General features: G+C 66.0%; 20 protein-coding genes and 1 pseudogene. 8 read left to right on the top strand and 13 right to left on the bottom strand.

What is annotated here, in order from left to right:
* Positions 1–18 precede the first annotated feature (18 nt).
* The 3 genes from JHD67_RS07425 to JHD67_RS07415 all read left to right on the top strand — a co-directional run bounded on the left by JHD67_RS07425 (position 19) and on the right by JHD67_RS07415 (position 4,176).
* Complete coding sequence (locus JHD67_RS07425; protein ID WP_233171712.1) at positions 19–1,182, top strand: membrane dipeptidase; 1,164 nt, start codon at positions 19–21, stop codon at positions 1,180–1,182.
* Positions 1,183–1,317: 135 nt separating this feature from the next.
* Positions 1,318–3,300: a serine hydrolase domain-containing protein gene (locus tag JHD67_RS07420; RefSeq protein ID WP_233171711.1), complete on the top strand. Its 1,983-nt coding sequence runs from the start codon at positions 1,318–1,320 to the stop codon at positions 3,298–3,300.
* A gap of 3 nt (positions 3,301–3,303) precedes the next feature.
* Positions 3,304–4,176: a hypothetical protein gene (locus JHD67_RS07415; protein WP_199098533.1), complete on the top strand. Its 873-nt coding sequence runs from the start codon at positions 3,304–3,306 to the stop codon at positions 4,174–4,176.
* 2 nt (positions 4,177–4,178) lie between these two features.
* Here JHD67_RS07415 and JHD67_RS07410 read toward each other — a convergent pair.
* The 5 genes and pseudogenes from JHD67_RS07410 to JHD67_RS07390 all read right to left on the bottom strand — a co-directional run.
* Positions 4,179–4,940 (bottom strand): annotated as a pseudogene (locus JHD67_RS07410) (ribonuclease H-like domain-containing protein); the annotation flags it as partial.
* 89 nt (positions 4,941–5,029) lie between these two features.
* Positions 5,030–7,450 (bottom strand): DEAD/DEAH box helicase, encoded by a 2,421-nt coding sequence (locus JHD67_RS07405; RefSeq protein WP_199098531.1) that lies wholly within the window; start codon positions 7,448–7,450, stop codon positions 5,030–5,032.
* 77 nt (positions 7,451–7,527) lie between these two features.
* Positions 7,528–7,965 (bottom strand): hypothetical protein, encoded by a 438-nt coding sequence (locus JHD67_RS07400; RefSeq protein WP_199098530.1) that lies wholly within the window; start codon positions 7,963–7,965, stop codon positions 7,528–7,530.
* Positions 7,966–8,083: 118 nt separating this feature from the next.
* A complete protein-coding gene (locus JHD67_RS07395; RefSeq protein ID WP_199098529.1) occupies positions 8,084–9,082 on the bottom strand; it encodes a serine/threonine protein kinase in 999 nt (332 codons plus the stop codon).
* Positions 9,025–9,465, bottom strand: a complete 441-nt coding sequence (locus tag JHD67_RS07390) for a hotdog fold thioesterase (protein ID WP_199098528.1) — start codon at positions 9,463–9,465, stop codon at positions 9,025–9,027. Before JHD67_RS07390 ends, JHD67_RS07395 begins: the two co-directional genes overlap by 58 nt.
* 65 nt (positions 9,466–9,530) lie before the next feature.
* On the opposite strand from JHD67_RS07390, the gene JHD67_RS07385 reads away from it, so the two are divergent.
* Complete coding sequence (locus JHD67_RS07385; RefSeq protein ID WP_199098527.1) at positions 9,531–10,586, top strand: 2Fe-2S iron-sulfur cluster-binding protein; 1,056 nt, start codon at positions 9,531–9,533, stop codon at positions 10,584–10,586.
* A 31-nt stretch (positions 10,587–10,617) separates the two neighbouring features.
* On the opposite strand, the gene JHD67_RS07380 is transcribed toward JHD67_RS07385, so the two are convergent.
* The 3 genes from JHD67_RS07380 to JHD67_RS07370 form a co-directional block, all read right to left on the bottom strand.
* Positions 10,618–11,061 (bottom strand): rhodanese-like domain-containing protein, encoded by a 444-nt coding sequence (locus JHD67_RS07380; protein ID WP_199098526.1) that lies wholly within the window; start codon positions 11,059–11,061, stop codon positions 10,618–10,620.
* 84 nt (positions 11,062–11,145) lie between these two features.
* Complete coding sequence (locus tag JHD67_RS07375; RefSeq protein ID WP_199098525.1) at positions 11,146–11,562, bottom strand: hypothetical protein; 417 nt, start codon at positions 11,560–11,562, stop codon at positions 11,146–11,148.
* 65 nt (positions 11,563–11,627) lie between these two features.
* Positions 11,628–12,110, bottom strand: coding sequence for a YiiD C-terminal domain-containing protein (locus JHD67_RS07370; protein WP_199098524.1), 483 nt, complete (start codon positions 12,108–12,110; stop codon positions 11,628–11,630).
* A gap of 104 nt (positions 12,111–12,214) precedes the next feature.
* On the opposite strand from JHD67_RS07370, the gene JHD67_RS07365 reads away from it, so the two are divergent.
* From JHD67_RS07365 to JHD67_RS07350, 4 genes are all read left to right on the top strand, one after another.
* The gene (locus JHD67_RS07365) at positions 12,215–12,982 is read left to right on the top strand and encodes a uroporphyrinogen-III synthase (protein ID WP_199098523.1); all 768 of its coding nucleotides are present in this window, start codon (positions 12,215–12,217) and stop codon (positions 12,980–12,982) included.
* 59 nt (positions 12,983–13,041) lie between these two features.
* Positions 13,042–14,139, top strand: a complete 1,098-nt coding sequence (locus JHD67_RS07360; protein ID WP_199098522.1) for a uroporphyrinogen-III C-methyltransferase — start codon at positions 13,042–13,044, stop codon at positions 14,137–14,139.
* Positions 14,136–15,392 carry a heme biosynthesis HemY N-terminal domain-containing protein gene (locus JHD67_RS07355; RefSeq protein ID WP_199098521.1) on the top strand — a complete coding sequence of 419 codons (1,257 nt, stop codon included), beginning with the start codon at positions 14,136–14,138 and terminating at the stop codon, positions 15,390–15,392. The genes JHD67_RS07360 and JHD67_RS07355 overlap by 4 nt, the downstream gene beginning before the upstream one ends.
* Before the next feature lie 771 nt (positions 15,393–16,163).
* Positions 16,164–17,729, top strand: a complete 1,566-nt coding sequence (locus JHD67_RS07350; RefSeq protein WP_199098520.1) for an MASE1 domain-containing protein — start codon at positions 16,164–16,166, stop codon at positions 17,727–17,729.
* Here JHD67_RS07350 and JHD67_RS07345 read toward each other — a convergent pair.
* The 5 genes from JHD67_RS07345 to JHD67_RS07325 form a co-directional block, all read right to left on the bottom strand.
* A complete protein-coding gene (locus tag JHD67_RS07345) occupies positions 17,726–18,184 on the bottom strand; it encodes a hypothetical protein (RefSeq protein ID WP_233171708.1) in 459 nt (152 codons plus the stop codon). The genes JHD67_RS07350 and JHD67_RS07345 overlap by 4 nt on opposite strands.
* A gap of 374 nt (positions 18,185–18,558) precedes the next feature.
* Positions 18,559–18,915: a hypothetical protein gene (locus tag JHD67_RS07340; protein ID WP_199098519.1), complete on the bottom strand. Its 357-nt coding sequence runs from the start codon at positions 18,913–18,915 to the stop codon at positions 18,559–18,561.
* A 97-nt stretch (positions 18,916–19,012) separates the two neighbouring features.
* Entirely contained in the window at positions 19,013–19,531 is a 519-nt protein-coding gene (locus JHD67_RS07335; protein ID WP_199098518.1) for an FUSC family protein, read from the bottom strand.
* A gap of 72 nt (positions 19,532–19,603) precedes the next feature.
* Positions 19,604–21,814 carry a DNA helicase II gene (gene uvrD, locus JHD67_RS07330; protein ID WP_199098517.1) on the bottom strand — a complete coding sequence of 737 codons (2,211 nt, stop codon included), beginning with the start codon at positions 21,812–21,814 and terminating at the stop codon, positions 19,604–19,606.
* Between the two features lie 45 nt (positions 21,815–21,859).
* Positions 21,860–23,833, bottom strand: coding sequence for a serine hydrolase domain-containing protein (locus tag JHD67_RS07325; protein ID WP_199098516.1), 1,974 nt, complete (start codon positions 23,831–23,833; stop codon positions 21,860–21,862).
* Between the last annotated feature and the right edge of the window lie 259 nt (positions 23,834–24,092).

Here is a 24,092-nt window from a genome sequence, read left to right as displayed (position 1 = left end):
CCAGCGCGAGGCAAGCTCATGGCTGAACTCCCCGCACGTCGCCGTTTTCTCTCCGCCACCGGCCATGCTGGGTTGGCGGCCCTGCTATCCCCTGCGTTGTTCATGCGCGATGCGCAAGGCGTGCCGCTGGATGCCGCGCTTGGTGCGGCTGCCACGCCTGGTGCGGGCGCCACGCTTTATCAGCGCGCGCTTGTGCTCGATGCCAATTCGATCGCAGGGATTGGTGGCTTGTGTTGCGATAAGGAGACGGCCGAGGCGGTGCAGATTGTGCGCGACAGCGGCGTTAACGCCATGAAATCCACACTGGGCGGTTTCGGCGGTTCCTTCGAGGAAACCGTGGCGGATATCGCGCGGGCGCAGCAATTGTTTGATCGTTACCCGGACAGCTTCATCAAGGTCATCCGCCACGACGATCTGGCCCGCGCCAAGCGCGAGGGCCAGGTCGCGGTGATCCAATCGTTCGAGGCCGCCACCATGATCGAGGACAAGCTCGATCGCATCGAACTGTTCCGCCAGCTCGATGTGCTGGTGATGCAGCTTTCCTACAACCATAAGTCGCCGCTGGGTTGCGGTTGCCTGGATGGCGATACCGAGGGTGTCACGCCGCTGGGCCGCGAAGCCATCGGCAAGATGAATGCGCTTGGCGTGGCGCTGGATCTCAGTCATGCCAATCGCGCGACGACGGCGCAGGGCATTGCCCTTTCCAGCAAGCCCCCGGTGATCAGTCACGCGGGCTGCCGTAGCGTCTATGCCCACCCGCGCAACAAGGACGACCGCGAGATGAAGGCGCTGGCCGACAAGGGCGGCGTGATGGGCATCTATATGCTGCCCTTTCTTACCGAGCCCAATCGTCAGCCGACCCTGGACGACTACATGCGCCACATGGCGTATGCGCTCAAGGTGTGCGGTGAGGATCACGTGGGCATCGGCACGGATAGCTTGTTCTTCGAGGTCACGCCGGACGATCTGAAGGAGCTGGCCAAAGATACGCAGGAGCGTATCAAGCGAGGCGTGGCCGCCCCGGGCGAGAACCGGCCGCCGTACATTCCCGATATCAACACGCCGCGCAAACTCGAGCGTGTCGCCGATGCCTTGCTCAAGCACGGTTACAGTGAACGTGTGGCGGAGAAGGTGCTCGGCCTCAATTTCAGCAGGGTATTCCAGGCCAACTGGACGGCTTGATGAGCCGCACTGGCGCCTGCCGGCGAGCCGTGTAGACTCGGCGGCACGCTTGCTGTCGCCGTTACAGGGCGCCCGGACGGGATGTCCGCGCCGCGTCCACCCGTCGAGTGTCTCTTCACCCTTGGGGGTTGCGCCATGTTGATGCGATGCGTTGCTTTGCTTGGATTGCTTTGCCTGGCCCAACCCGCCTTGGCCGACAAGCCCGCGGCGGCACACCCTGCGCAAGTGGCCAAGGCGGATACGCCGCGCACCACGCCGGGCGGTACGCAGTACGTGCTGCCTGCGGGCTGGTCGGCGAGCGTGAGTGGCGCCAAGGTCACGCTCAGTCCGCCGGAGGCGGGCTCACAGGCCGTGCTGGTGGACGTGAAGGCCAGCGATGCCGATGCCGCCGTGGCCAAGGCCTGGCAGCTGTATGCGCCGGCCAAGACTTGGCCGCTGGAAGTCGCCACGGACAGCGCCCCGCGTGACAGCTGGGAGCAGATCCGCATCTACAACTACGAGACCTCCGCCAACGACAAGCGCGGCGTCACCGCTATAGCGTATCGCCACGGCGACCAGTTCACCGTGCTGATCTATGACCTGGCGAATGCGGTGGCCGAAAAGCGCCTGTCACAAATACGCGCCATTTCCGATCGTCTGTTGCCCAAGGGTTACAAGCGCGAGAGCTTCGCCGGCAAGAAGGCGCATCCGCTGGATGCGGCGCGCGTGGAAGCGCTCAAAACCTTTGTGGACAACGCGCGCAAAGCCTACGACGTGCCGGGCGTGGCGATTGGCCTGATCGACCACGGCAAGGTGGTGTTTGCGGGCGGCCTGGGCGTGAAGGAGATCGGCAAGCCGGCGCCGGTGGATGCCGATACCTTGTTCATGATCGCTTCCAACACCAAGGCACTCACCACGCTGATGCTGGCGCGCCTGGTCGACCAGCAGAAATTCACCTGGGATACCCCGGTGGTGAAGGTCATGCCCTCGTTCAAGCTGGGCGATGCCGGCACCACGCGGCAGGTGCTGATGCGCCATCTGATTTGCGCCTGTACCGGCATGCCCCGGCAGGACATGGAGTGGCTGCTGAACAGCCGCGATGCCACGCCTGAGACCGTGATGAAGGCATTGGCCGGCATGCAGCCCACCAGCAAGTTCGGCGAGCTGTTCCAGTATTCCAACCTGATGGCGGCCGCTGCGGGCTACATCGGCGCGCATGTGCTGTACCCGGATCTGGAACTGGGCGCCGCCTACGACCTGGCGATGCAGAAGCAGGTATTCGATCCGCTGGGCATGCGTCTTACCACGTTCGACTACGACCGCGCCTTGCTCGCCAATCACGCCACGCCGCATGGTCTGGACGTGGATGGGCGGACCGCCGTGGCTGGCATGGGCATCAATGATTCGATCCGCGCTGCGCGACCCGCCGGCGCCGCCTGGAGCGCGGTAAGCGATATGTTGCGCTACGTGCAGATGGAGCTGGCCAATGGCGTGCTGCCCAACGGCGATCGCTACGTTTCCAAGGAGGCGCTGCTGGAGCGGCGCAAGCCCAGCGTTGCCATTGGCAGTACCGCCACCTACGGCATGGGGCTGATGGTGGATCACACCTGGGGTGTGCCGGTGGTGCATCACGGCGGCGACCTCACGGGCTTCCATTCGGACATGCTGTGGCTGCCCGAGCAGGGCGTGGGCGCGGTGATTCTCACCAATGCCGATGCCGGCGTATTCATCCGTGGCCCGTTCCAGCGCCGCCTGCTGGAAGTGCTGTTCGACGGCAAGCCGCTGGCGCAGGGCGATATCGATGCCGGCGTGCAGCGCCTGAAGGCGCAGGTGGCGGCGGAGCGCAAGCGTCTTGTGGTACCGGCCGATGCCGCGCTTGCCGCGCAGCTCGCGGGCAATTACCGCAACACCGCATTGGGCGAGATCCAGGTGGATCACGAAGGCAAGGCCACGGTGTTCAACTTCGGTGCGTGGCATAGCGAGGTCGCCACGCGCAAAAACGACGATGGCAGCGTCTCCTTTGTCACCATTGCGCCGGGCGCCGATGGCTTCGAGTTCGTGGTGGCGGGGACGCCCGACAAGCGCAAGCTCGTCCTGCGCGACGGCCAGCACGAGTATGTGTATGAGGCGGCGAACTAAGCCATGCGTGGCTGGCGCGATATGGTTTGGTGGGCTGGCCTGGTGTGGGTGTTCGGTGGCTTGGTAGCTGGCGCGCAGGCCACCAGCGCCACTCCTGCGTCGCCGGCGAGCACGGCGCGTGCGGATGGGTCACCGCCGGCCGGCGTGTCGCTGGTGACCGAGTACGCGCCGCTGGATCGGCTCGCGTCCGGCGGCGATGCGCAAGCGGCGAAACAACTGGCGGCCGATTTCATGCGTTGCGAGGACGTCGTGGCGTCGCATGCGGCCATCACCGGATGGCAGCAGGTTAACCCCGGTAAACCGTTGCCGGCCGAACTCTTGGGCAGGGCGGCCGAAACGGATGATGCCGCCGTGCTGTGCGCGGGTTACCAGGCGCAGTTTCAGGATGGGCGTGTGTATCAGGTGTTGTGGCAAGCAGCCACGCTCGGCGATAGCCACGCGGCCGCCTGCTATGTGGCAGGCAGCTATTTCACGCGATTGGGCCGGTTTCCCGCATCCACCCCGTCCACCTATCAAGGCTATGCCACGACGTTGTTGCAGCGAGCCATTCGCGAGGGCCAATGGCGTGTGGTGCAGGCCGCGCTGGAGTCCATGTCGTTCCGTGTGGTGGATGAGGCGCCGTTGGCCGCGTTTCTGGGGGGCGACGTGGCGACGCGCTATCGGCTCAACCGTTTGCTGCGGCTTGGCGCCGAACCGGACAGCAAGGAGATACGCATGCTTGATCGGGACACCGACTTCCTCGCCAAGCTCACGCCCCGTCAACGCGCCGAGGGTGAGGCCTGGGCCAAGGACATGTTCGCACGCTACTTTCGCGCGAGCGGGCCGTCCACGCCGTTCACCCAGGTATGCACCGGCCGTCCCGGGGGTTACTCGTAGTTTTAGCGCGGAGCCGTCGCGTCCATCGCAGACGGATGGTCGGCAAAACGCAGCAGGATGCCGGCGAGGCTGCGCAGGTCCTGGCTGTTGTGCTTGGCCACGCGCTGTAGCGGCGCCGCCGAGCCGCCACGCAGATAGCCCAGCCATGCCGCGGGAGCTTCGGCGCCGGGCAGATCATCGTCGCGTACCACCTGCAGCAACTGCCGCTCCACGGTGGCAAGACGGCAGTTTTCCCACACGCCGCGCCAGCGGCGACGCACGGGATGCAGCAGATCGATGTGGGCAAGGTCGGCGATCGGGCATGCGCGCTGGTGCAGGCGATAGCGTGTCTTGAGCAAGGGCGCGTCGTAGCTCTTGCCGTTGTAGCTCACCAGCACCGTGTCGGGGCGTAGCCAAGACGCGAAGTGATCCAGCATCGCAGCCTCCGCGCCGAGCGTGGTGATGAGCAGCTGCCGCTCGCGGAGTTTTCCCTGGTGCCAATCGGCGGCGCCGATCATGAAGGCGCGTGTGCCGGTGCCGCCGGCGAGCCCGGTGGTTTCCGTGTCGAACAGCAGCAGGCGTTCCGGCGCGATGACTTCGGCGAGGCGGGCAAAGCACGCATCGAAAGCGGGAGGTGTGGGCGGCCACGCATGCGCTTGCTCAATCAACTGCAGGCCCGGGGCGATGGAGCGACCAGGCAGCGTGTCGGGTTCGCGCGCACGATGACGCTGGGTGGGTGCCGGTGCCTGTGCACGACGACGCACGCCCAGTAGCGCGGCAACGTTGTCCGGCAGCGCAGGGCGCGGTGCCGGCGGCGCAGGCGCGGTGACACCGGCTTGGCGACGCAAGCCGCGCAGCTTGTCAGCGAGCGCGCTCACAGGGCCACGATCAGATCGAGCACGCGGGTGGCGAGTGTCTTGAGCGAGCGCTCGCCATCCTCGTCGGCGGCAAGGATGGGGCCGACGCACGCGGGGCAGCCGTGGTGGCAATCGCAGCGCTGCACCAGTTCGCGCGCCAGCCGTACGAGATCCTCGCGACGTTCGTAGAGCGGTGCGCTGAGGCCAACGCCGCCCGGGAATGCGTCATACAGATACAGCGTGGGAATGAAGGGGCCTTGCAGCGGCATATCCAGCTCGCCAATGCTGCTGCGCAGTTGTGCGCGGCCTTGCGCGTCGGGTGTGGCGAACCAGGCGCCGTCGCCGCTGCCCACGGCTTTCTGCAGGTCGCGCGCTTCGGCCATTACCGCGACGGTGGCGACAATATGCAGCGCATGCGCGGCGGCGAGGAAACCATCCAGCGCTTGCTGTCGATGGTCGAAGGCCTGCTCCAGTGCACGTTGCGACAGCTGCCACCATACGGCAGTGGTGTGTAGCTCCAGGTCGGGCAGGTTCACCGGGCCGTAGCCGATGTTCTCGTGCGTGTAGTAGCGAATCTTCTTGTAGCCGGCCACGCGCCGCGCCACGTGCACTTCGCCGTGATGCGCGCTGCCGGCTCCAGCGGGTGAGCCGTCAAAGGCTTCGAGTACCTTGAGCTTGGTGTAGTCGATGGCGTCGGTGTAGTAATCCACCTGGGTGCGCGTGACGTACGCCTTGCGCCCGTTCCAGTCGAGCTTCTCCACTTGGTAGGGCACCGACTGGATCATGTGGATGGCCCCCTCGTAGAGGGTGAGCGAGGCCGCGCTGAAATCCACTTCGGCCACGATGGTCTGCCGCCCTTCGGTGCGATCCACCACCACGAAGTTGCCGTCCGCCACCGAACGCAGCGATACCGCGTTGGCGGGGTAGCTGTCGGCGATCCATTCGAAGCGTTCGCTTTCCCGGTACAGCACGCCTTCCTCGGCCAGCACCTCCAGCCAGGGCGTGGCGTCCTGTGGGCCGAACAGTTCGCCGTGCCGGAACGGCAGCTCGAACGCCGCGCAGCGAATATGGTCGAGCAGGATCAGCGGTTGATCGGCGGCAATGCGCGCGTGTTCCGGCGGCGTGCCCTGGAAGAATTCCGGATGACGCACCAGATACTGGTCCAGCGGATCGCTGCTGGCGACCAAGACGCCCAGCGATGCCTGCTGGCGGCGACCCGCGCGGCCGAAGCGTTGCCAGGTGGCCGCCACGCTGCCGGGGTAGCCATTGAGCACCACCACGTCGAGCGCGCCGATATCCACGCCCAGTTCCAGCGCGGAGGTGCTGACGATGCCGTCCACCTGGCCCGCGCGCATCTCGCGCTCGGCGGCGCGGCGTTCGGTGGGCAGGTAGCCGCCGCGATAGGCGCGAATACGCGCGGGCTTGCGCGGGTCGCTGTCGAACACGTCCTTGAGGTACTTGGTGAGCACTTCCACCATCAATCGCGATTGCGCGAACACCAGTGTTTTGAGCCCCGCGCGAATCGCCGTGCGCGCGATGCGGTTGGACTGCGAGCGCGCCGAAGCGCGCAAGCCCAGGTCCGCATTGACTACCGGCGGGTTCCATAGCAGCACATGTTTCTCACCCACCGGCGCGCCGCTGTCGGTAATGGCGGTCACCGGCTGCTCGATCAGCGCGCTGGCGTGCTCGGCGGGATTGCCGATGGTGGCCGAGCACAGGATGAACTGGGGTGACACGCCGTAGAACGCGCACACGCGCTGCAGGCGGCGCAGCACGTTGGCCACGTGGGAGCCGAACACGCCGCGATAGGTGTGCACCTCGTCGATCACCACGTAGCGCAGGTTCTCGAAGAACTGCGCCCATTTGGTGTGATGCGGCAGGATCGCCTGGTGCAGCATGTCCGGGTTGCTCACCACGATATCGCCGTGCAGGCGAATGGCCTGGCGCGCATCGCCCGGCGTATCCCCGTCGAAGGTAAAGGCTTTGACGCCGAGTTCGCCGGCCTGATTCAGTTCCAGCAGTTCGGCCACCTGATCCTGCGCGAGCGCCTTGGTCGGGAACAGGAACAGCGCCTTGGCCTGCTGGCGGATCGCGGCGCTGATCACTGGCAGCGTGTAGCACAGCGATTTGCCCGAGGCGGTGGGTGTGGCGATTACCACGTGCTGGCCCGCCGCGGTCGCCTCCCAGGCGTGCGCCTGGTGCGCATACAGCTGATCGATGCCGCGGCTGCGCAATGCGTGTGCCAGCGCGGGCGGCATATCGCCCGGCAGCGGCGCATAGCGGCCTTCGCGGCCGGGCAGTACGAAGGAGCCCGTGATGCGGTCGGCATAGCGCCGGCTCAGCCGCCGGGCGAGCTGGTCGCCGCCGGACACGGGTGCGGCCAGCGCGCCGTCCTGGCGCGCGGCGCGCTGGGCATAGGGGTTGGGCAGGGCATTCATGGGCGCGCTCTCCGTCCGGGGAGCGCATTGCAGCGGGTGTCTGTCTCAGGTGGTGAGACGGCGCGGCGGCCCGCGCCTCAGCGCAAGCGCAACGCCAGCCACGACAGCAGGGCCAGCAGGTTGACGCCCATCCGCGCCACGCCCGGCCCCGCCACGGCCAGCAGGAAGCCCTCGCTGCCCACGTGCCAATCCAGCCCCAATCGCACCGGCCACTGCAGCGTGGCGAAGACATTGACGAAGGCGCCACAGTGCAGCGCATAGCTCAGGATCGGCGTGGCCAGCAGCGGCAGCTGCATCAGCTGGGCCCAACTGGACAGGCGCACGCCTTGCTCGCTTCCTTCGATCAGCAGCACGCCAGCCACCAGCACGAAGCTGTAGAGCACCAGGCCAATCACCGCCACGATCGAATCGTGGGGCGAGCCCCATGGCAGCATCCGGCGCAGCATGGCGACCATGCCGAAGAAACCGCCTGCCACTTCGAGGATGCCGATCAGCCGGAAAAGGAAGTTGCGCACGTGCTTACCCGCGTAAAAGCCCGGAGCATAGCGGAAGCGCCGGAGGCGTATTCCCGTGGCGCGGTTACTTCCTGGCGTGGGTCACGCCAGGCATTGGGCTGCGGTTTAACGGGGCGCGTTACAACGCGTCGGCCAGTTCGTGCAGATCGGCGATGTGTTGCTCCCACCAGCGCGGCTCGGCCACGAACGGGAAGGCGGCGGGAAAAGCCGGATCGTGCCAGCGGGTGGCGATCCAGCCGGCGTAGTGCAGTTGGCGCATGGCGCGCAAGGCGGGCACCAGGGCGAGTTCGCTGAAATCGAAGTCGCGCATCTGCTGGTAGCCGTCGAGCAGGGCCTCCATGCCGGCATCGTCGTTGGCGAGCATCCACAGGTCCTGCACGGCCGGGCCCATGCGTGCGTCGTCCAGATCGACGAAGTGCGGGCCGGCGTCGGTCCACAGCACATTGCCGGGGTGGCAGTCGCCGTGCAGGCGCAGCGGGCGCACTGGCCCAACGGCTTCCAGGCGCGCGGCGACCGCCTGATCCACCCGCGCGGCGGCGTGGCGATAGGCATCGTGCAGCGAGGGCGGCAACAGCGACGAGGCGAGCACGGCGCGCGTCGGTTGCTCGATCAGCGTGGTGCGGTCGATGCGTCCGCGATGCGCGAACGGTTGGCGCGCACCCACGCTATGCATGCGCGCGATCAGGCGTCCCAGCCAGCTCAGTTGTTCGGGTGATTCCAGCGAAGGCGCCCGGCCGCCACGACGCGGCGTCAAGGCGTAGCGAAAGCCCTCATGATGCAGCAGGCTGCGTCCGCCGAAGAGCAGGGGCGCCACCATCGGCACCTCCGCATCGGCCAGTTCCTTGGCAAAGGCGTGCTCTTCGAGGATGGCCGCATCGCTCCAGCGGTGGGGACGATAGAACTTGGCGATGACCGGCGCGGCGTCCTCGATACCCACCTGCCACACGCGGTTTTCGTAGCTGTTGAGCGCGAGCAGGCGGCCATCCGGCCACAACCCGCAGGCACTGACCGCGTCGAGCACGCAATCGGGATCGAGCGAGGCGTAGGGGGCTTCCAGGCTCAACGCGGCGTGACCACGCGCGCGGGAATCACCGCCATGGTGATGCGCGAGATGCATACCAGCTCGCCCGTTTCGTTCTCGATGCGAATTTCCCACACCTGCGTGGTGCGGCCGATATGCACCATGCGCGCGGTGCCGGTGACGGTGCCGCTGCGTACGCCGCGCACGTGGTTGGCGTTGATATCCAGGCCCACGGCCACCTCCTGCGCCGGGTCCAGGGTAAGCATGGCCGCCGTGCTGCCCAGGGTCTCGGCCAGCACCACCGAGGCGCCGCCGTGCAGCAAGCCGTAAGGCTGATGGGTGCGATGGTCCACCGGCATGGTGCCGCGCAACCAGTCGTCGCCGATCTCGGTAAGGCGGATGCCGAGCGTCTCCATCATGGTGTTGGCGCTCCAGCCGTTGATCTTTTCCAGCGAAATGTCCTGCTTCCAGATGGCCATGGCTTGATTCTCCGACACAAGGGCCACATTGTCGTTCGACTGCCGTCGCCGCGACAATGCGCACCGTGTTTACTGTCACTCTCCAATCCTCCGGGCGCCAGTTCCCGCTCCGGCCCGGCGAAACCGTGCTGGAAGCGGCTCAGCGCGCAGGCATCGCCTTGCCGTATTCCTGCCGTGCCGGCGTGTGCGGCAGCTGCAAGGCCACCCTGCTGGAAGGCCATTGCGAATACCCGCGCAACCCGCCGGTGGCGCTGAGCGGCACACCCGCGTCCCAGCACGCGATCCTGCTGTGCCAGGCGGTACCCACCAGTGACCTGCGCATCGAGGCGCGCGAAGTGACCTCCGTGGAGGACATCACGCGGCGGCAGCTGGATGTGGTGGTATCGGACAAGCGCCTGCTGGCACCCGATGTGGTGGGCGTGTGGCTGACGCCTGCGCCGGGCCAGCCGCGCCTGCAATGGCTGCCCGGCCAGTATCTGGATGTGCTGCTGGACGATGGGCGCCGCCGTCCGTTCTCCATCGCCAATCACCCCGGGGCGGACGGCGTGATCGAACTGCACGTGCGCCACGTGGCGGGCGGCGGTTTCACCTCATGGGTGGCCGATACGCTCAAGGTGGGCGATGCGCTGCGCATCGAAGGCCCGTTGGGCACCTTCGTGCCCCGTGAGGATTCGGTGCGCCCGATGATCTTCATGGCCGGCGGCACCGGTTTTGCGCCGGTGAAAGCGGTGGTGGAACACTTCATCGCGTTGGGCACGCGTCGCCCGATGCGCGTGTATTGGGGCGCGCGCCGCGCGGAGGATCTCTACCAGCGCGGCCTGGCGCAGGGCTGGATGCAGCGCGCGCACGCGCTGTCCTTCGAGGGTGTGATCTCCGATCCGGAACAGGCCCCCGCGGGGCTGCGCGTGGGCCTGGTGCACGAGGCCGTGCTGGAAGACCAGCCGGACCTCAGTGGCCACGATGTCTACATGAGCGGGCCGCCGGCGATGATTGATGCCGGCCGCAAGCTGTTCGTCGATGCGGGCCTGCCGGAGGACCGGCTCTATTACGACTCGTTCGACTATGCGCCCGATGTGCTGGCGCAGATTCTGGCGGGGCGAGCCGGGATCGCCGAGCGCTGAGGGGCACGGAGCGCCCCGGGGCCTCGGCCGCTCAGTTCTTGCCCTTGGACACCGGCAACTGCGCCTGCTGCCAGGCGAGCACGCCGCCGCCGAGCACGTACACCTTGGCAAAACCGGCCTTGATCAGGCGCTGCGCGGCCTTGCCGGTGTTGCGGCCGTCCTTGTCGATCAGCACCACCGGCACGTCCTTGGCCTTGGCCAGCTCCTTGTGCTCGGGGTCGAACTGGCTCATGGCCACGTGCCGGGAGCCGGGCACATGGGCCTTCTCGTAATCGGCATAGGCGGACAGGTCCACCATCAGCGGGCCTTCGCGGTTGATCAGCAGGGTCAGCCCGGCCGGGGTCAGTTCCTTGTACTTGCGGAACAGCATCATCACCTGGATGACGATGATCGCCAGCAGCAGGACCACGAACAGGGCGACCAGCGCCATGTTGTGGCTGATGAACTCGGGCAACTTGTGCAGTACATCGCTCATTCGAAGGCTTCCGCAGGCGCGGCGGTTGGCCGCGCGGATTGAACAGAACGGGCGATTATACGGCCAGTGCGTGCCGCGCGGGGTTTACTGCCGATTGATGTCGGGCAGGCCGCTGACCAGCCACCAGCGCTTGGCCTGCGTATCGTAGTGCCAGGTCTGGCGGTCGGTGACGGTGCGCTCGGCCTGGGTATTCACATTGACCAGATTGATCTGCACCACCTGGGTCACTTCGTACTGGCCATGGGGCATGGGGCCCTTGCCTTCGTCGTAGCCGCTCACCTTGTACTGCTGGTAGCGCGACATATCCAACGGGGACAGCGGATGTTCCTCGCGCACCTTGGGGTCCACGAATTGCAGCGCGGTGTTGAAATCGCCCCAGCGCACCGTGCTGGCATAGGCATTGAGCGTGGTGGTGAGCGAGTCGTCGCGTCGGTCGGAGGCACAGCCGCCGAGCATCAGCACGGTGACGGCGGCGAGCAGAGTCAGCAGGATGCGGCGCATGGTGGTTCCCCCAGAGGCAGGGCGCCATTCTGCCGCATCCCGCGCGACGATTTCGCGCGGTGATTTCATACGGCGTCGGGCGAGCGCCGCTTGGCCACGAAACGGGCCTCCAGCGTAGCCGCGGGCTTCTCGCCGCTGCCCGGTACGCGGCAGGTCACCTCGATGCGTGCACGGCCGCGCGCATCCAGCGTGTCGAAGAAGGTGGCCCAGCTGGCGCCATCGGCCACGCGCGCCTCGCTGAGGAAGTCGCCCCACACCGGCTCCAGGTAGCGCACGGTGGATTCACCCACGAACACGTCGCACTCCAGCCCGCGTTCGCGCAGCGCCAGTTCCACCAGGCCCCAGCCGGTGAGCGTCATGGTGCTGACCAGGCTGCCGCCGAATGCGCAGCCCTTGTCGTTGATGTTGGGTGCCAGCGGCGCGGCGATGGTGAGTTGCGCAGGGTCGGTGCTGTGCAGCTGCAGATCCATGGTGTGCGCCAGCGGGATCTCCTCGCGCATGAAGTTCACCAGCTTGCGCGCCAGGGTGGATCGATCGGTCGTGCTCATGCGGGGGTCGGGTAAGCCAGGGGGATCGCCTAGTGTACGCAGCCTGCCGGCCCGCCGCGTCGCCCGGCTACACTCATCGTGACTTTTCCGCCGGCGGAGTGCGCATGCCTCAATCCAGCCTCTCGGTGCCGCCTTCGCTACGCGGACGTATGGTGGTGATCACACGCCCCGCCGGCACTGGCTCCACCCTGGCGCGGCAAGTGCGTTCGCGCGGCGGCGTGCCGCTATTGCTGCCGGGCCTGGCCCTGCGCGCGGCAGCGGATGAGGCGGGCGCAGCCATTGCTTTGCGCGCCGCGCTGGGCGACGACGTACTGGTATTCACCAGCCCGGCCGCTGTGCGCTTTGCCGCGCGACTGGTGCCGCTGCACACGCGGGCCGTGGTGTGCGCGGTAGGGCAGGGCACGGCGCGTGCGTTGCGCCGGCACGGTGTGGCTGAACCGCTGGCGCCCCGCGAGCGACAAGACAGCGAAGGCGTGCTGGCGCTTTCCGCGCTGGCCCAACTGCGTAGCCAGCGCGTGAGCTTGATCGGGGCTGCCGGCGGGCGTGGCCTGCTGCGCACCGAGCTGGCCGCGCGCGGCGCCGTGCTGCGCGAGATTCACGTCTATCGCCGCACCACGCCGCGATGGCTGCGTCGCCAGCTCGCGGCGGTGCAGGCATTGCCGGCACAGGCACGCGTGTTGTTGTCCAGTGCCGAAGCCCTGGACAACCTGCGTGGCGGTTTGCCGCCGTCGGTGTTTGCCGCACTGACCGGCGCCGTGGCCGTGGTCAGCAGCGAGCGGTTGGCCGAGGCGGCACGTGCGGCGGGCTTTGAGCGGATCGTCCAGGCCGATTCCGCCGTCAGTGCCGATTTGCTCGCGGCGGCGGCGCGATAGAGCCTTTTTCACGCCCGTTTGATGCGAGTCTCCGGCCGGGGGCTGCTAGCATGATGCCCATGAGCCAAGAAGACTCCACTGCCCCCGTTGGCGCGACGGCGAGCCCTCGCGCGGAATCCTCCTCCTCACGCACGGCTGCGCCGGCCCGTCGCGGCAGCGGCACCCTCGCGGTCGCCTTATTGCTGTCGCTGGTCGCCGTGGGTGGCGCCGGCTACGTTGGCTGGCGCCAATGGCAGCAACAGCAAGGCGACGTCGCCAGCGACGCGGTGCTGAACGGCCTCAAGCAACGCGTGGACACGCTGGAGAGCGCGCTCTCCACCAACGCCAGCGACCGTAACCTGCTACGCCAGCGACTGGCCGACGCCGATCAGGTGAACCGATCGTTGCGCGAGGAGCTGCTCGGCCAGTCCGAGCGCACGCGCAACCTCGAAGACGCCGTTGCCAAACTCTCGGAAAAGACCTTGTCCGCGCATGACGCCATGCTGCTGGACGAAACCGAATCGCTGCTGCGCATGGCCAAGGAACGCTACGAACTGTTCCACGATGCGCAAGGCGCGGTCACCGCGTACACGCTGGCGGACCAGTCCCTGGCGGCGGTGGACGACGGTGCGTTCTCCGGCCTGCGCCAGAGCATCGGCGCCGAACGCGACGCACTGGCCAAGAGCCAGCCGGCCGGCCTCCCCGCGGCGCTGGGCGTGCTGAGCAATCTGCGCGCCGCGATGGCGCAGTTGCCGCTCAAGGCGTTGGACGCACCGGCCGCAGGCACGGCCAGCGGCTGGTCGCGCATCACGTCCGCCCTGGACAGCGTGGTGAAGGTGCAACGCACCAATGGCGCGCCGCTTTCCGTCGCGGACGCGCGTTTTGCGCGCGAACTCACCGCGATCGATCTGGCTCAGGCGCAGGCCGCCCTGCTGGCCGCCGATCACGACGGCTACGTCGCCGCACTCAAGCGTGCCGATGACGGCATTGCCGCGCAATTCGACGCCAAGGCGCCGGCCGTGCAACAGGCCCGCACACAGTTGGCCGCCCTGCTCGCACAGCAGGCACCCGGTTCGGTGCAGCTTGGCGCAGCGTTGAATGAACTGCGTAACCTGCGCGCCGTGCACGCGCTCAAGCCGACCGCGAGTGTGGGCACGCCGGGCGGGGCCAAGTCATGAAGCTGTGGCGCTGGATTCTGCTGCTGGTGATCCTGGCGGCATTGGCCGCGTTCGGCTGGCATTGGGTCGCGGAAGATCCGGGCTATGTGCTGGTGCAGTTGCGTGGATGGCAGGCCGAAACCACGGTGGTGGCGGCCGTGGTCGTGCTGCTCGTGGCATGGGGCGTGCTCAGTGCGCTGTGGTTTGCCGTGCGTTGGCCGTTCGGCGCGCTCAGCCGTCGACATCGCCGGCTCAGCCGCAAGAAGATGAGCGAGGGCTTGATCGCGCTGATGGAAGGTCGTCACGGCGATGCCGAGCGCGATCTGCATCGCGCCTCGCGCCTGGATGTGCTGCGCGGCCCGGCCTTGTTGGCCGCCGCCGAGGCCGCCTCGCGTCGCGGCGAGAACGCGCGCGCACTCACCACCTTGGATGAAGCCGGCCAGGTCGCGCCGCGCGCCGCGCGCGTATTGCGCGCCCGCGTGTTGCGCCGGGATGGTCGGGCAAGCGAGGCGGTGAATCTGCTGGCACCGGACGCCGACAGCGGCCAGTTGACCCCGGGTGGCTGGCGCGAGCTGGCGCTGGCGGCACTGGAAAGCGGCGACATGCGTCGCGCCCGCGCCGCGCTCGACCCTCTGCAGAGGAGCGGCGCCCTGGGTGGGCGACGCTACGCCGTGCTGGAAGGCCAGGTACTGGCCGCCTCGTTGCGCGCGGCGCCCGATGCCGCCGCACTCAACACCTTGTGGTCACAACTGCCCAAAGCCCAGCGCCGCGTGCCGGCGGCCATCGATGCCTACGCGCGACAGGCGGCGGCGTTCGGCATGGTGCTGCCGGCGATGGACGAGGTGGAATCGGCCTTGCGTCGCGAATGGTCGCCGCTGCTCATCGAAACCTATGGCGCGTTGGGCGCGGAAGATATCGAGGCACGTCTGCGTCGCGCCGAATCCTGGTTGGATGGGCATCCCAACGACGCCGTGCTACTGCTCACCCTGGGACGCATGTGCGTGCGCCTGGGGCTGTGGGGCAAAGCCACGCAATACCTGGAGCGCTCACTGGCGCTTGCACCCAGCAGCGGTGCCTGGGAAGCGTTGGGCGACGTGCATGCGGGCCAGGACGATGCCGCGCTGGCACAGCGCTGCTACCGCAATGCGCTGGCGCTGGCCCGTGGCGAAGCCATCGAACCTTTGCCGCAGAGCGCGCGTTCCTCGCGCCTGGATACGCGCCCCATCGCCATGGAAGAACGCAGCGAGCACGGCGTACCGCGCCTGCCGGAATGAGCTGCCGGCCGTCGCGCAGGGCATGCACCCCGCGCGCGCGGCAGCCTGTTCGCACTGCCGCAAACCTTCCAGGCTGCGGTATTGCGTGGTGTTGTGCACTGCACTCAAACGGTTGAAGGTATCGCCGTGAACGTGCCTTCGCCGGGTAGCGAAGTTAGGTTGGCGTGGGTGCCTTCCGAAAGGCTACGGACTGGCCCCGTTGAGCACAGATCATCCCGCTATCAGCGGGGGCTCGGGTTGATCGTAGTGGCGCCACGCGGCTCAGCCGCGCCGCAACCCATCGCATGCTTAAGCGGCATCTGCGCCGCACACGTCATTACTCGATTGCCGGCACGCAAGGCCTTGGTATGCGCTTCGCGTGGTGAATCGCGCTGATCGTACGTGGTGCTTTAGCGCTACAGCTTGTGGGTGCGCATAGCTTCGCGAGCGATCGTTGATGTCTATCCCAACGACGAATCACGGAGATGCTGCGTGGGTGCATGCGATCGAACACGCTGGCGCGATCGACGAGCAACGCATGTGCAGTCGGATGCGAACAAGGGTGTTGGCCAGTTGCGCGTGAGCGAGCTGGACTACGCCGCGGGATCTGTCGCTGAAGGCCTGCGTTGACATGGCAGCGCGGTGTGATCGCACGTGCTCAGGCGGAGAAATGTGAGCCTACATTTTTCCGATAAGGCCGCGTGTGATCGATACTTTTCGCCCGTTTGCCGAGCCGAGGGCCGCAACATGTATGCAGGTGTGAGGAATCAAGCGCTACTGAAACAAGCGGCCGTGGCAACGATCTATCTCGCGATACTCGCGCTGTTTCGGCAGGTATCGATTCAGCACTGGTTCCCCTTGGTTGGGCTCCACGTTGCCGCGCTTCTACTCGTGCCCTATCGATATTGGCCGGCTATCTTCGTCGGTGACAGCATTTGGTTGGCCTATGTGAGCCTTACCTGCCTGGATGAATTTGGACCGCTCTGGGCGGTGATCAACCTCATTCCGGCGACGCTATACCAAGCGCCGGTTGTCTGGTGGTTCCTGGAGCGTCGGAAGCTGTTCGCAAAGAGCGAGGTGAGCATGCAGGGTCTGGTCGCGTGCGCGCTCGTTATGGCGACCATATCCACTACTCTAACCATTGGTCAGTTGCAGGTCACACGGTTGCCTGCTGACTATGTCATTCAGTACGGCGATCTTGTCGCGCGGATTTTGTTGGGCAACCTGATGGGCATACTCACCATCGTGCCTATCGCGCTGGTACTGCATCGTAGCTTGATGGTGGTCGATGGTCGTTGCGTGACGTGGATTCGCCAAGCCTTGGATAGCCGCTTTTTCTTGGAAAATGCGTTCCTCGTGGCGCCTGTTCTGGGGTTTCTCGGCTGGATTGGTTCGCGCAATGCCGATGCGCAATCAGCTGCGCAAATGGTCATGTTCTTCCCCGTTATTCTCATGGCCTTGCGGCACGGCTGGGCGGGGGCCGCCGTGGCGGGCGCCATGGCGAGCCTGGGCATCATGCTCCTGATGCCGACCAGGAACGATCCGGCGACGCTGCATGCCGAGGCGGTAGTCGCTATCGCCATATCGACCATGCTGATGGTGGGTGATCGTTTGTCCCGGTTGGATCGCCACGCCAAAGACGCGCAGCAGGAAAAGGATAGGGCCATCGAGCTCGCCCTGCGTAACGCGACACTCGGTGAGGCGCAGTTGCGCATCGCGGCCCTGGCCATGGATCACATGCGCGATTCCGTCAACCAGACGTTCGACACGATGCTGAGTCGTCTACGGATCCTTCAGCCAGTGGCCAATGACGCCGGCTACCGTCGACAGGTTAGCGCGACCCAGGAGCGGATCTATCAGCTGACCGACAGTGTCAGTCCATCGCAGCTGCGCGAGCGGGGTCTGCCTGCCGTGCTTGTCGAGGGTACCTTGGCCCGCACGCTTCATGAGGCTGGCATCCGGTACTGGTGCGATCTGCGCGGCCCCGTGAGCTTCTTTGCACAGCCCTTGCAGCTGGCCGTGTATCGCATGACCTGCGAAGCGATTGCCGACGCGTTGATTGCGCGCGACGCCTCCGATGTCCTGGTGAAAATTCGGTGTGGTTCTCGCTACGGCGGTTGGCTGGTGCTGATGATCGAAACCAAGCATCAGGCCGAGCGAGCACAGCGCGTGGATTGGACGGTTGCCCATCGGCTCCGGTTTGGCGCCACCGGGCTCGGGCGCAAAGCCATCGAAGATAGGGCCGCCCTTTTTCGCGGCCAGGTGCGGGAACGTACCCTGCACCATGGCCGCCGCTTGATGGTATCGCTGCGCGAACCGTACCCGTTCGAGCCATCAATGGAATGCGCTAACTACTAAAGCGCCTTCATATTGCAGTCAACCGGATCGCCGCAGCCCAGGCGCTGCGGCCCAGCCCTTAGCTGCAAGGTGCCGTCGCTCATGGGCGTCGCCGTGATCACGGTGTCGTTGTCGTTGTACACCGATGCCGGTGCCGCCATTGCGGCGGCATTGCTCGGGCTTGCGGCAGGCTGATCAGGTGTCGTCACCTGTTGTGCGTAACGGCCAATCGGCAGGGTAATGAACTGGCCGCCCGAGGTGCCGACACCGCCAAGCACGTCGCCGCTTGCATCGTTGACCTGAATGTAATCGATGCCGCCGAGTGCAAAGACATACACATGAAAGTTCGGATGGGCACTGACATCCGGGGCATTCGGCCATTCCTGTCCAAGCCCCGTGGCGGGAGCGTCGGCGAGAGCCGTGCTGGCGGCGGTGGCGATCGATATGGCGAGAACTGCACGTGATAATAAGCGCATGGATAGTCCCTCTCAGTTGATAAATGAACACCCCTGTTCCTGCGGAAAATCTAGCATCCAGCCGATGCCTCGTCTTGATGCAAAGCGCGCTGGCGGAAGGGGGAACACTGCAGGGTATGTCGCTTTATCGCTTGCCTGTTCGTGGGTTTTCCAAGGGACTATGTGTGCGGTATCCAAGTACGTGGATACCGCATGGGATCACTTGATTCGTCGTGTGATGCATTTGCCGCAGCACATGGCGAATGTGTGATGCGTCGACGATCGGAGAGGCGCGATGCCGGTGCGGGCACACCGGCATTCGTTCGGACTTCTAGTCACGATAGATCCGGGATAGTGACGCACGCCGTCGTGCTCGTACGTCAGGAGCTGGTGGATCAACTGGCCGAAATCGCCCAGGTGATGAAGCCGGCGTTGATCGCGGTGAACACCAGTGCGGAGAGAAAGATGATGTCCGCCGCGCGTTCCAACTGATGATTGCGACGGATGTTGCGTGTGCGCAGCGCCCAATAGGACAGCAGGCATGAGGCGAGATAAAGCATCGAATTGATGGCCAGCAGATCGTCGCCAAGGATGTCCTCCTTGCGTAGCGAGATCACCACGCGAAGGATGCCGATGACCGTAAGGCACACGCCTACCATCGCCGCCGAGGCGGTGAAGATGTGGACGCAGATATCGCGATCCAGTCGTCGGCGTTGGTCGGCGTCGGAGGTATCGAGGTTGTCGTGGTTCATGGTCGCTCCCGGGTCTAAGGCACTGTAACCAAGAGCTGGGGAAGCCCGCGAGGTTCCCGTGCGATGCCGTTGCGTTCAGCGGCCAGATGAGGGCCGCTCAGTCGTCGCCGGCGCTATCGCGCACCCAGCGCGCCTGCAGGCGCTCGGCCAGGGCCACCACCAGCAACGCGCAGGCGATGCCCAGTGCCACCTCGCCAATGCGCGTGAGCGCCACCCACCAGAACGAACCGTTGTGCGGCACCAGCATCACGATGGTAGTGGTGCTGCCGCTCAGGCGCCCCGCGCTGCCCACGCCGAACAACCAGCAAGCCGTGATGGAAACGACGATGGCGACCGCATAGCCCACGTAATGCTCGCCCCACACCAGGGCCGCGGTGAGGCCGCACACGCCACCGACCAGGGCGCCGATGATCTGGTCGCGCGAGGAGGCGCGCGTATCCAGGTAGCTCTGCTGGGTCACCGCGATGGCGGTGAGGGCGGCCCAGAACGCCTGCTGGGTGTGCAGCAACAAACCCAGTCCATACGCGGCGCTGGAGGCGACGAGCGCCAGCGCGGCCAGCCACAACCCTTGCACCATGCGATGCCACCAAGGCAGGCGCCGATAGATCGAGGCCATGCCCTGCTGAAATCCCAACAGGTTTCGAAGGTTCTCGCGCAGGGAAAAGGGGGCATTCATTGGTGCTGGCGCTTACAGCGGTGTCAGGTTGGCATAGGCGAAAACCAGCCATTTGCTGCCATTGCTGGAGAAATTGACCTGAATGCGCATGTGCGCGCCGCTGCCTTCGGCGCTTACCACTACGCCTTCGCCGAAGGTCGGGTGGCTGACGCGCTGGCCGAGCTTGAGCGGCATGCTTTCTTCCAGCGCGTACGAGCCGGTGTTGGGGCGCGCGCCGTAAAGCGGCCGGCTTACCTGCACGCGCGGGCGTACCTCGTCGATCAACTCCGGTGGTATCTCCGCGAGGAAGCGCGAAGGCCGCGCCAGCATTTCGGTGCCATGCATGCGGCGTGATTCGGCGTGGGTGATGAACAGGCGTTCGCGGGCGCGGGTGATGCCCACGTAGGCGAGGCGGCGCTCTTCTTCCAGGCGACCTTCGTCTTCCACCGAGCGCTGGCTGGGGAACAGGCCTTCTTCCATACCCACCAGGAACACTACCGGGAACTCCAGGCCCTTGGCCGAATGCAGCGTCATTAGCTGCACGCAATCGTCCCAGGCTTCGCCCTGGCCTTCGCCGGCTTCCAGCGCGGCATGCGAAAGGAAGGCGGCCAGTTCGCTCAGGCCGGCTTCCTCATCGTCCGGGGTAAGCTCAAAACGGCTGGCCACGTTGACCAGTTCGTCCAGGTTTTCCACGCGCGATTCGGCGTTGCCGCGGCTGTCTTTTTCGTAGAAGTCGCGCAGGCCGGTATGACTGATGGCATGGTCGATCTGTTCGGCGAGCGCGAGTGCATTGCCGGTTTCGGTGCCGGCGAATGCGCGCGCCATATCGTCGATCAGCATGAGGAAGGTTTTCACCGCGTTCTTGGCGCGACCGGCCAGTTCCTGGCCGCCGCTTAGCTCGGTGAGCACGGCGTCCCACATGGAGCTGCCTTCGGCGCGCGCCCGGCGGCGCAGTACATCGAGGGTGCGATCGCCAATGCCGCGCGGTGGCGTGTTCACCGCGCGCTCGAACGCGGCATCGTCATGGCGATTGGAAGACAGGCGCAAATAGGCCAATGCATCCTTGATTTCCGCACGGTCGAAAAAGCGCTGGCCGCCATACACGCGGAAGCGGATATCCCGCTGCATCAGCTGTTCTTCGAAGTTTCGCGACTGCGCGTTGGAGCGATAGAGGATGGCGCAATCGCGTGCCTCGCCGTTCTCGGCGATGTACTCGCGGATACGCTCGATCACGAAACGCGCTTCGTCCTGCTCGTTATAGGCCGAATACAGCGCTATGCGCTCGCCGTCGCCGCCGTCGGTCCACAACTGCTTACCCAGGCGCCCGCCGTTGCGTGCGATGACGCTGTTGGCGGCCTTGAGAATGGTGGAGGTGGAGCGGTAGTTCTGTTCCAGCTTGATGGTCTTGGCGCCGGGGAAATCGTGCAGGAACTGCTGCACGTTCTCCACCTTGGCGCCGCGCCAGCCGTAGATGGCCTGGTCGTCGTCGCCCACCACGAATACCTGGGCCGGTGCCGTATGCCCGGAGTGGCCGGCCAGTACGCGAATCCACGCATACTGCAGCGTGTTGGTGTCCTGGAACTCGTCGACCAGCAGGTAGCGCCAGCGTTCGCGATAGTGCTCCAGCACCTGCGGATTGCCTAGCCACAGTTCGTGCGCACGCAGCAGCAGTTCGGCGAAATCCACCAGGCCCGCGCGGCGGCAGGCGTCTTCGTAGGCTTGGTAAATCTGCACCAGCGTACGCGTCATGGGGTGATCGCGATGCTCGATGCTGTCCGGGCGCTTGCCTTCGTCCTTCCACTGATTGATCTGCCAGGTGGCCTGGCGCGGCGGAAAACGCGCCTCGTCCAGGCCCAACCCGCTGACCACCCGCTTGATGATGCGCTGCTGGTCGTCGGCATCCAGAATCTGGAAACCCTCCGGCAGCCCCGCCTCGCGCCAGTGACGGCGCAGCAGGCGATGGGCGATGCCGTGGAAGGTGCCCACGGTAAGGCCTTGTGTGCCACCGGGAATCAATTGGTCCAGGCGCGCGCGCATTTCACCCGCGGCCTTGTTGGTAAAGGTGACGGCGAGAATCGCCCACGGCGGCACGCCTTCCACCTGGGTGAGCCAGCCGATGCGGTGGGTAAGCACGCGCGTTTTGCCGGAACCGGCGCCGGCCAGCACAAGGTAGTTGCCGGGGGGCGCGCAAACGGCTTCGCGCTGCGCGTCGTTGAGCTTATCGATCAGGTGCGAGACATCCATCCTGCCTATTGTAGCGGGCCGGCCGTCCTCGGGTTTCCCGCATCCTCAGTAATGCAGCGCGGGGCTGAGCAGGTGGAAGGCGCCGATGAAAACGATGGCCGCCACGCAGGCCAGTAGCAGGACGGCGCTGGCCAGCTTGTGCCACCACGCGCCCGCCAGGCGCCAGGCGGTCCAGCCGTAGCGCGCCGCGGCCAGCGTGCCCAGTACCGCCAGCACCCCCACCAGTTGCAATAGGCGCAGGCGCAGGTCCAACAGGGAGCCGCCCGTGGCCATGCGCGGCAGCATCAGGCACCAGCCCCCGGCAAACACCAGGTACAGCAGGGCGGTGATGCAGCTCAGCCGCTGCCAGCGCATGGCGTTGTCGGGCAGCGCGGTGAGGGTGGGGCGCAGGCGACGCAGCAGCGCTTGCAGCGGCCAGCTCAGTGCGACAAGTGCGAAGGCCGCCAAGGTGGCGTAGAGCAGGGTCATCCATCGCGAGGCCAGCTGCCAGCCACCGATGGGCAGATACACCTGCGTGGGCGCGAGCATATCGATGGAGAGCATGCGCACGTGGCCGTCCTGTAGCAGCGCGCCAAGCAAGTGACCGCTGCTGTCGTCCAGCCACAGGTACGGCTTGATCTCACGCCAATGCGCGGGGCCCACCCAGCGGTCGAACATTGGCGCGCGCAGCGTGCCATCCGCGTTTACGGTGATTTCCGACTGCGCGAGTAGGTTATGCAGCGCGTAGATGTTGCTTTCCGGGTGACGACTCGAAAGATAGTGGCCTGCCAGCTGGGCGCCGTGCGCCGCGGCGCTGGGCAAGGTGGGTTGGCGCAACTGCGGTAACGGTGGAAAGTAACGATCGGCGAATGACCGGACCAGGGTATCCAGCGTCGCGCGTTCGTCGGCGCCGCTGAACGCAACGAACAGCCCCGTATGCCGATCGGGGAAAAGCACCACGATGCTATGGAACGTGCCGGCATCGCCGCGCTGGCCGAGCATGGCCTGCCCATTGTGGTCCAGGCGCTGCAAGCCCAGGCCCGTGCCGGGCAGGCCGGGAATGACGGCGCGCTGGTAGCCCTGCATCTGGCGCACGGTGTCCTGGTCCAGCAACTGGGCATCGCCAGCCCTGCCAAACTGCAGGTGCGCGATCATGAAGCGCGCCATGTCCGCGCCACTGATAGACAGCGCGCCCGCTGGTGCCGCGTTGATCCATTCGATCGATGGCATCGCGGCCGTAACCCGCGCCATATCGCCCTGCAAGGGCGTGGGCAGCGGCTGGCGGAAGGTGGCGTGCAGCAGGTTCAGTGGCAGGAACAGGTGCTTTTCAACGTATTCGTCAAACGGCAGGCCGGAAACGCGTTGCACGATATAGCCGGCCAGGGCGGTGCCATAGGCGGAATAGGCGGGTACCTCGCCAGCGGGATAGATGCGCGCGGGCACCCAGCGCTTCAGCCATGCTTCGTTGCTTTCCAACGCGCCGGCATCGCGCACGTGCAGGTCTTTGACGGCGGTCTCGAAGCCCGCCGTCTGTGTCATCAGATCGCGCAGGGTCATCGGCTTACCGTCGTACGGCGGCACGGCAAAGTCGAGATAGCGATTGATGTCGACATCGAGCTGCAGCTTGTGCTGCTCGACCAGTTGCATCACCGCCGTCCAGGTGAACAGCGAGGAGATGGCACCCACGCGAAACAAGCTCGTCGCCGGGTCCACCGGGGTCTTGGTGGCCGCATCGGCAACACCGTAGCCGTGCGAGAACACCACGTCGCCGTCCTTTACCACCACGGCCACCGCGCCGGTGTACGGCGTTTGTCGCTGGGTCTTGGCCATGGCGTCATCCAACCACGCCTGCACATCGCCGGCGCTCAGCTCGGCCGCACCCAACTGGGTGACGGTGGCGTGTTTGGGCTCGGGTAGCGGGGTGATCTGGATCGACGATTGCGCCTGCGCCAGCCATGGCATACCGGCCAGCACCAAGAGCGACATGGCGGGGCGCAGGCGATGCAAGGGGGCGGCAAAGGGGCCAACGGCGACGTTCATGGTGCGGCTCCGGGGCGCCACGAGCGGCGAAAACGGGTGGTCAGTATGCCGCGCGTTGTGGATCGGCGCGTCGGCGAAACGTCAACATCGTCAGAGCCGGTTCACAGTCTTTCGGTGGCTGCGTCGTAGCGGCCAACGATGACCTTGCGCCGGGATTGATCCGGCAGACGTCCAACCGCACGACCGCGCACAGTTTGGCGCTTCGTCACGGTCGCGCGGAAGGCTGCTCATGCCCCAACAGTCCGATATCAGCTTTGCC

Source organism: Dyella sp. ASV21 (genome assembly GCF_016428975.1).
In the GTDB taxonomy this organism is placed as follows: Bacteria; Pseudomonadota; Gammaproteobacteria; order Xanthomonadales; family Rhodanobacteraceae; genus Dyella.
The sequence above is the reverse complement of the archived record's forward strand: the minus strand, read 5'-3'. Positions and strand labels throughout refer to the sequence as shown.

Excerpts from the sequence above, each read along its gene's own strand:
- JHD67_RS07355 (WP_199098521.1), top strand. The coding sequence starts at position 14,136 with ATGAAGCTGTGGCGCTGGATTCTGCTGCTGGTGATCCTGGCGGCATTG.
- JHD67_RS07360 (WP_199098522.1), top strand. The coding sequence starts at position 13,042 with ATGAGCCAAGAAGACTCCACTGCCCCCGTTGGCGCGACGGCGAGCCCT.
- JHD67_RS07375 (WP_199098525.1), bottom strand. The coding sequence starts at position 11,562 with ATGCGCCGCATCCTGCTGACTCTGCTCGCCGCCGTCACCGTGCTGATG.
- JHD67_RS07340 (WP_199098519.1), bottom strand. The coding sequence starts at position 18,915 with ATGAACCACGACAACCTCGATACCTCCGACGCCGACCAACGCCGACGA.
- JHD67_RS07405 (WP_199098531.1), bottom strand. The coding sequence starts at position 7,450 with ATGAATGCCCTGCCCAACCCCTATGCCCAGCGCGCCGCGCGCCAGGAC.
- JHD67_RS07370 (WP_199098524.1), bottom strand. The coding sequence starts at position 12,110 with ATGAGCACGACCGATCGATCCACCCTGGCGCGCAAGCTGGTGAACTTC.
- JHD67_RS07380 (WP_199098526.1), bottom strand. The coding sequence starts at position 11,061 with ATGAGCGATGTACTGCACAAGTTGCCCGAGTTCATCAGCCACAACATG.
- JHD67_RS07420 (WP_233171711.1), top strand. The coding sequence starts at position 1,318 with ATGTTGATGCGATGCGTTGCTTTGCTTGGATTGCTTTGCCTGGCCCAA.
- JHD67_RS07425 (WP_233171712.1), top strand. The coding sequence starts at position 19 with ATGGCTGAACTCCCCGCACGTCGCCGTTTTCTCTCCGCCACCGGCCAT.
- JHD67_RS07395 (WP_199098529.1), bottom strand. The coding sequence starts at position 9,082 with ATGCATCTCGCGCATCACCATGGCGGTGATTCCCGCGCGCGTGGTCAC.
- uvrD (WP_199098517.1), bottom strand. The coding sequence starts at position 21,814 with ATGGATGTCTCGCACCTGATCGATAAGCTCAACGACGCGCAGCGCGAA.
- JHD67_RS07345 (WP_233171708.1), bottom strand. The coding sequence starts at position 18,184 with ATGCGCTTATTATCACGTGCAGTTCTCGCCATATCGATCGCCACCGCC.
- JHD67_RS07415 (WP_199098533.1), top strand. The coding sequence starts at position 3,304 with ATGCGTGGCTGGCGCGATATGGTTTGGTGGGCTGGCCTGGTGTGGGTG.
- JHD67_RS07390 (WP_199098528.1), bottom strand. The coding sequence starts at position 9,465 with ATGGCCATCTGGAAGCAGGACATTTCGCTGGAAAAGATCAACGGCTGG.
- JHD67_RS07335 (WP_199098518.1), bottom strand. The coding sequence starts at position 19,531 with ATGGCCTCGATCTATCGGCGCCTGCCTTGGTGGCATCGCATGGTGCAA.
- JHD67_RS07365 (WP_199098523.1), top strand. The coding sequence starts at position 12,215 with ATGCCTCAATCCAGCCTCTCGGTGCCGCCTTCGCTACGCGGACGTATG.
- JHD67_RS07325 (WP_199098516.1), bottom strand. The coding sequence starts at position 23,833 with ATGAACGTCGCCGTTGGCCCCTTTGCCGCCCCCTTGCATCGCCTGCGC.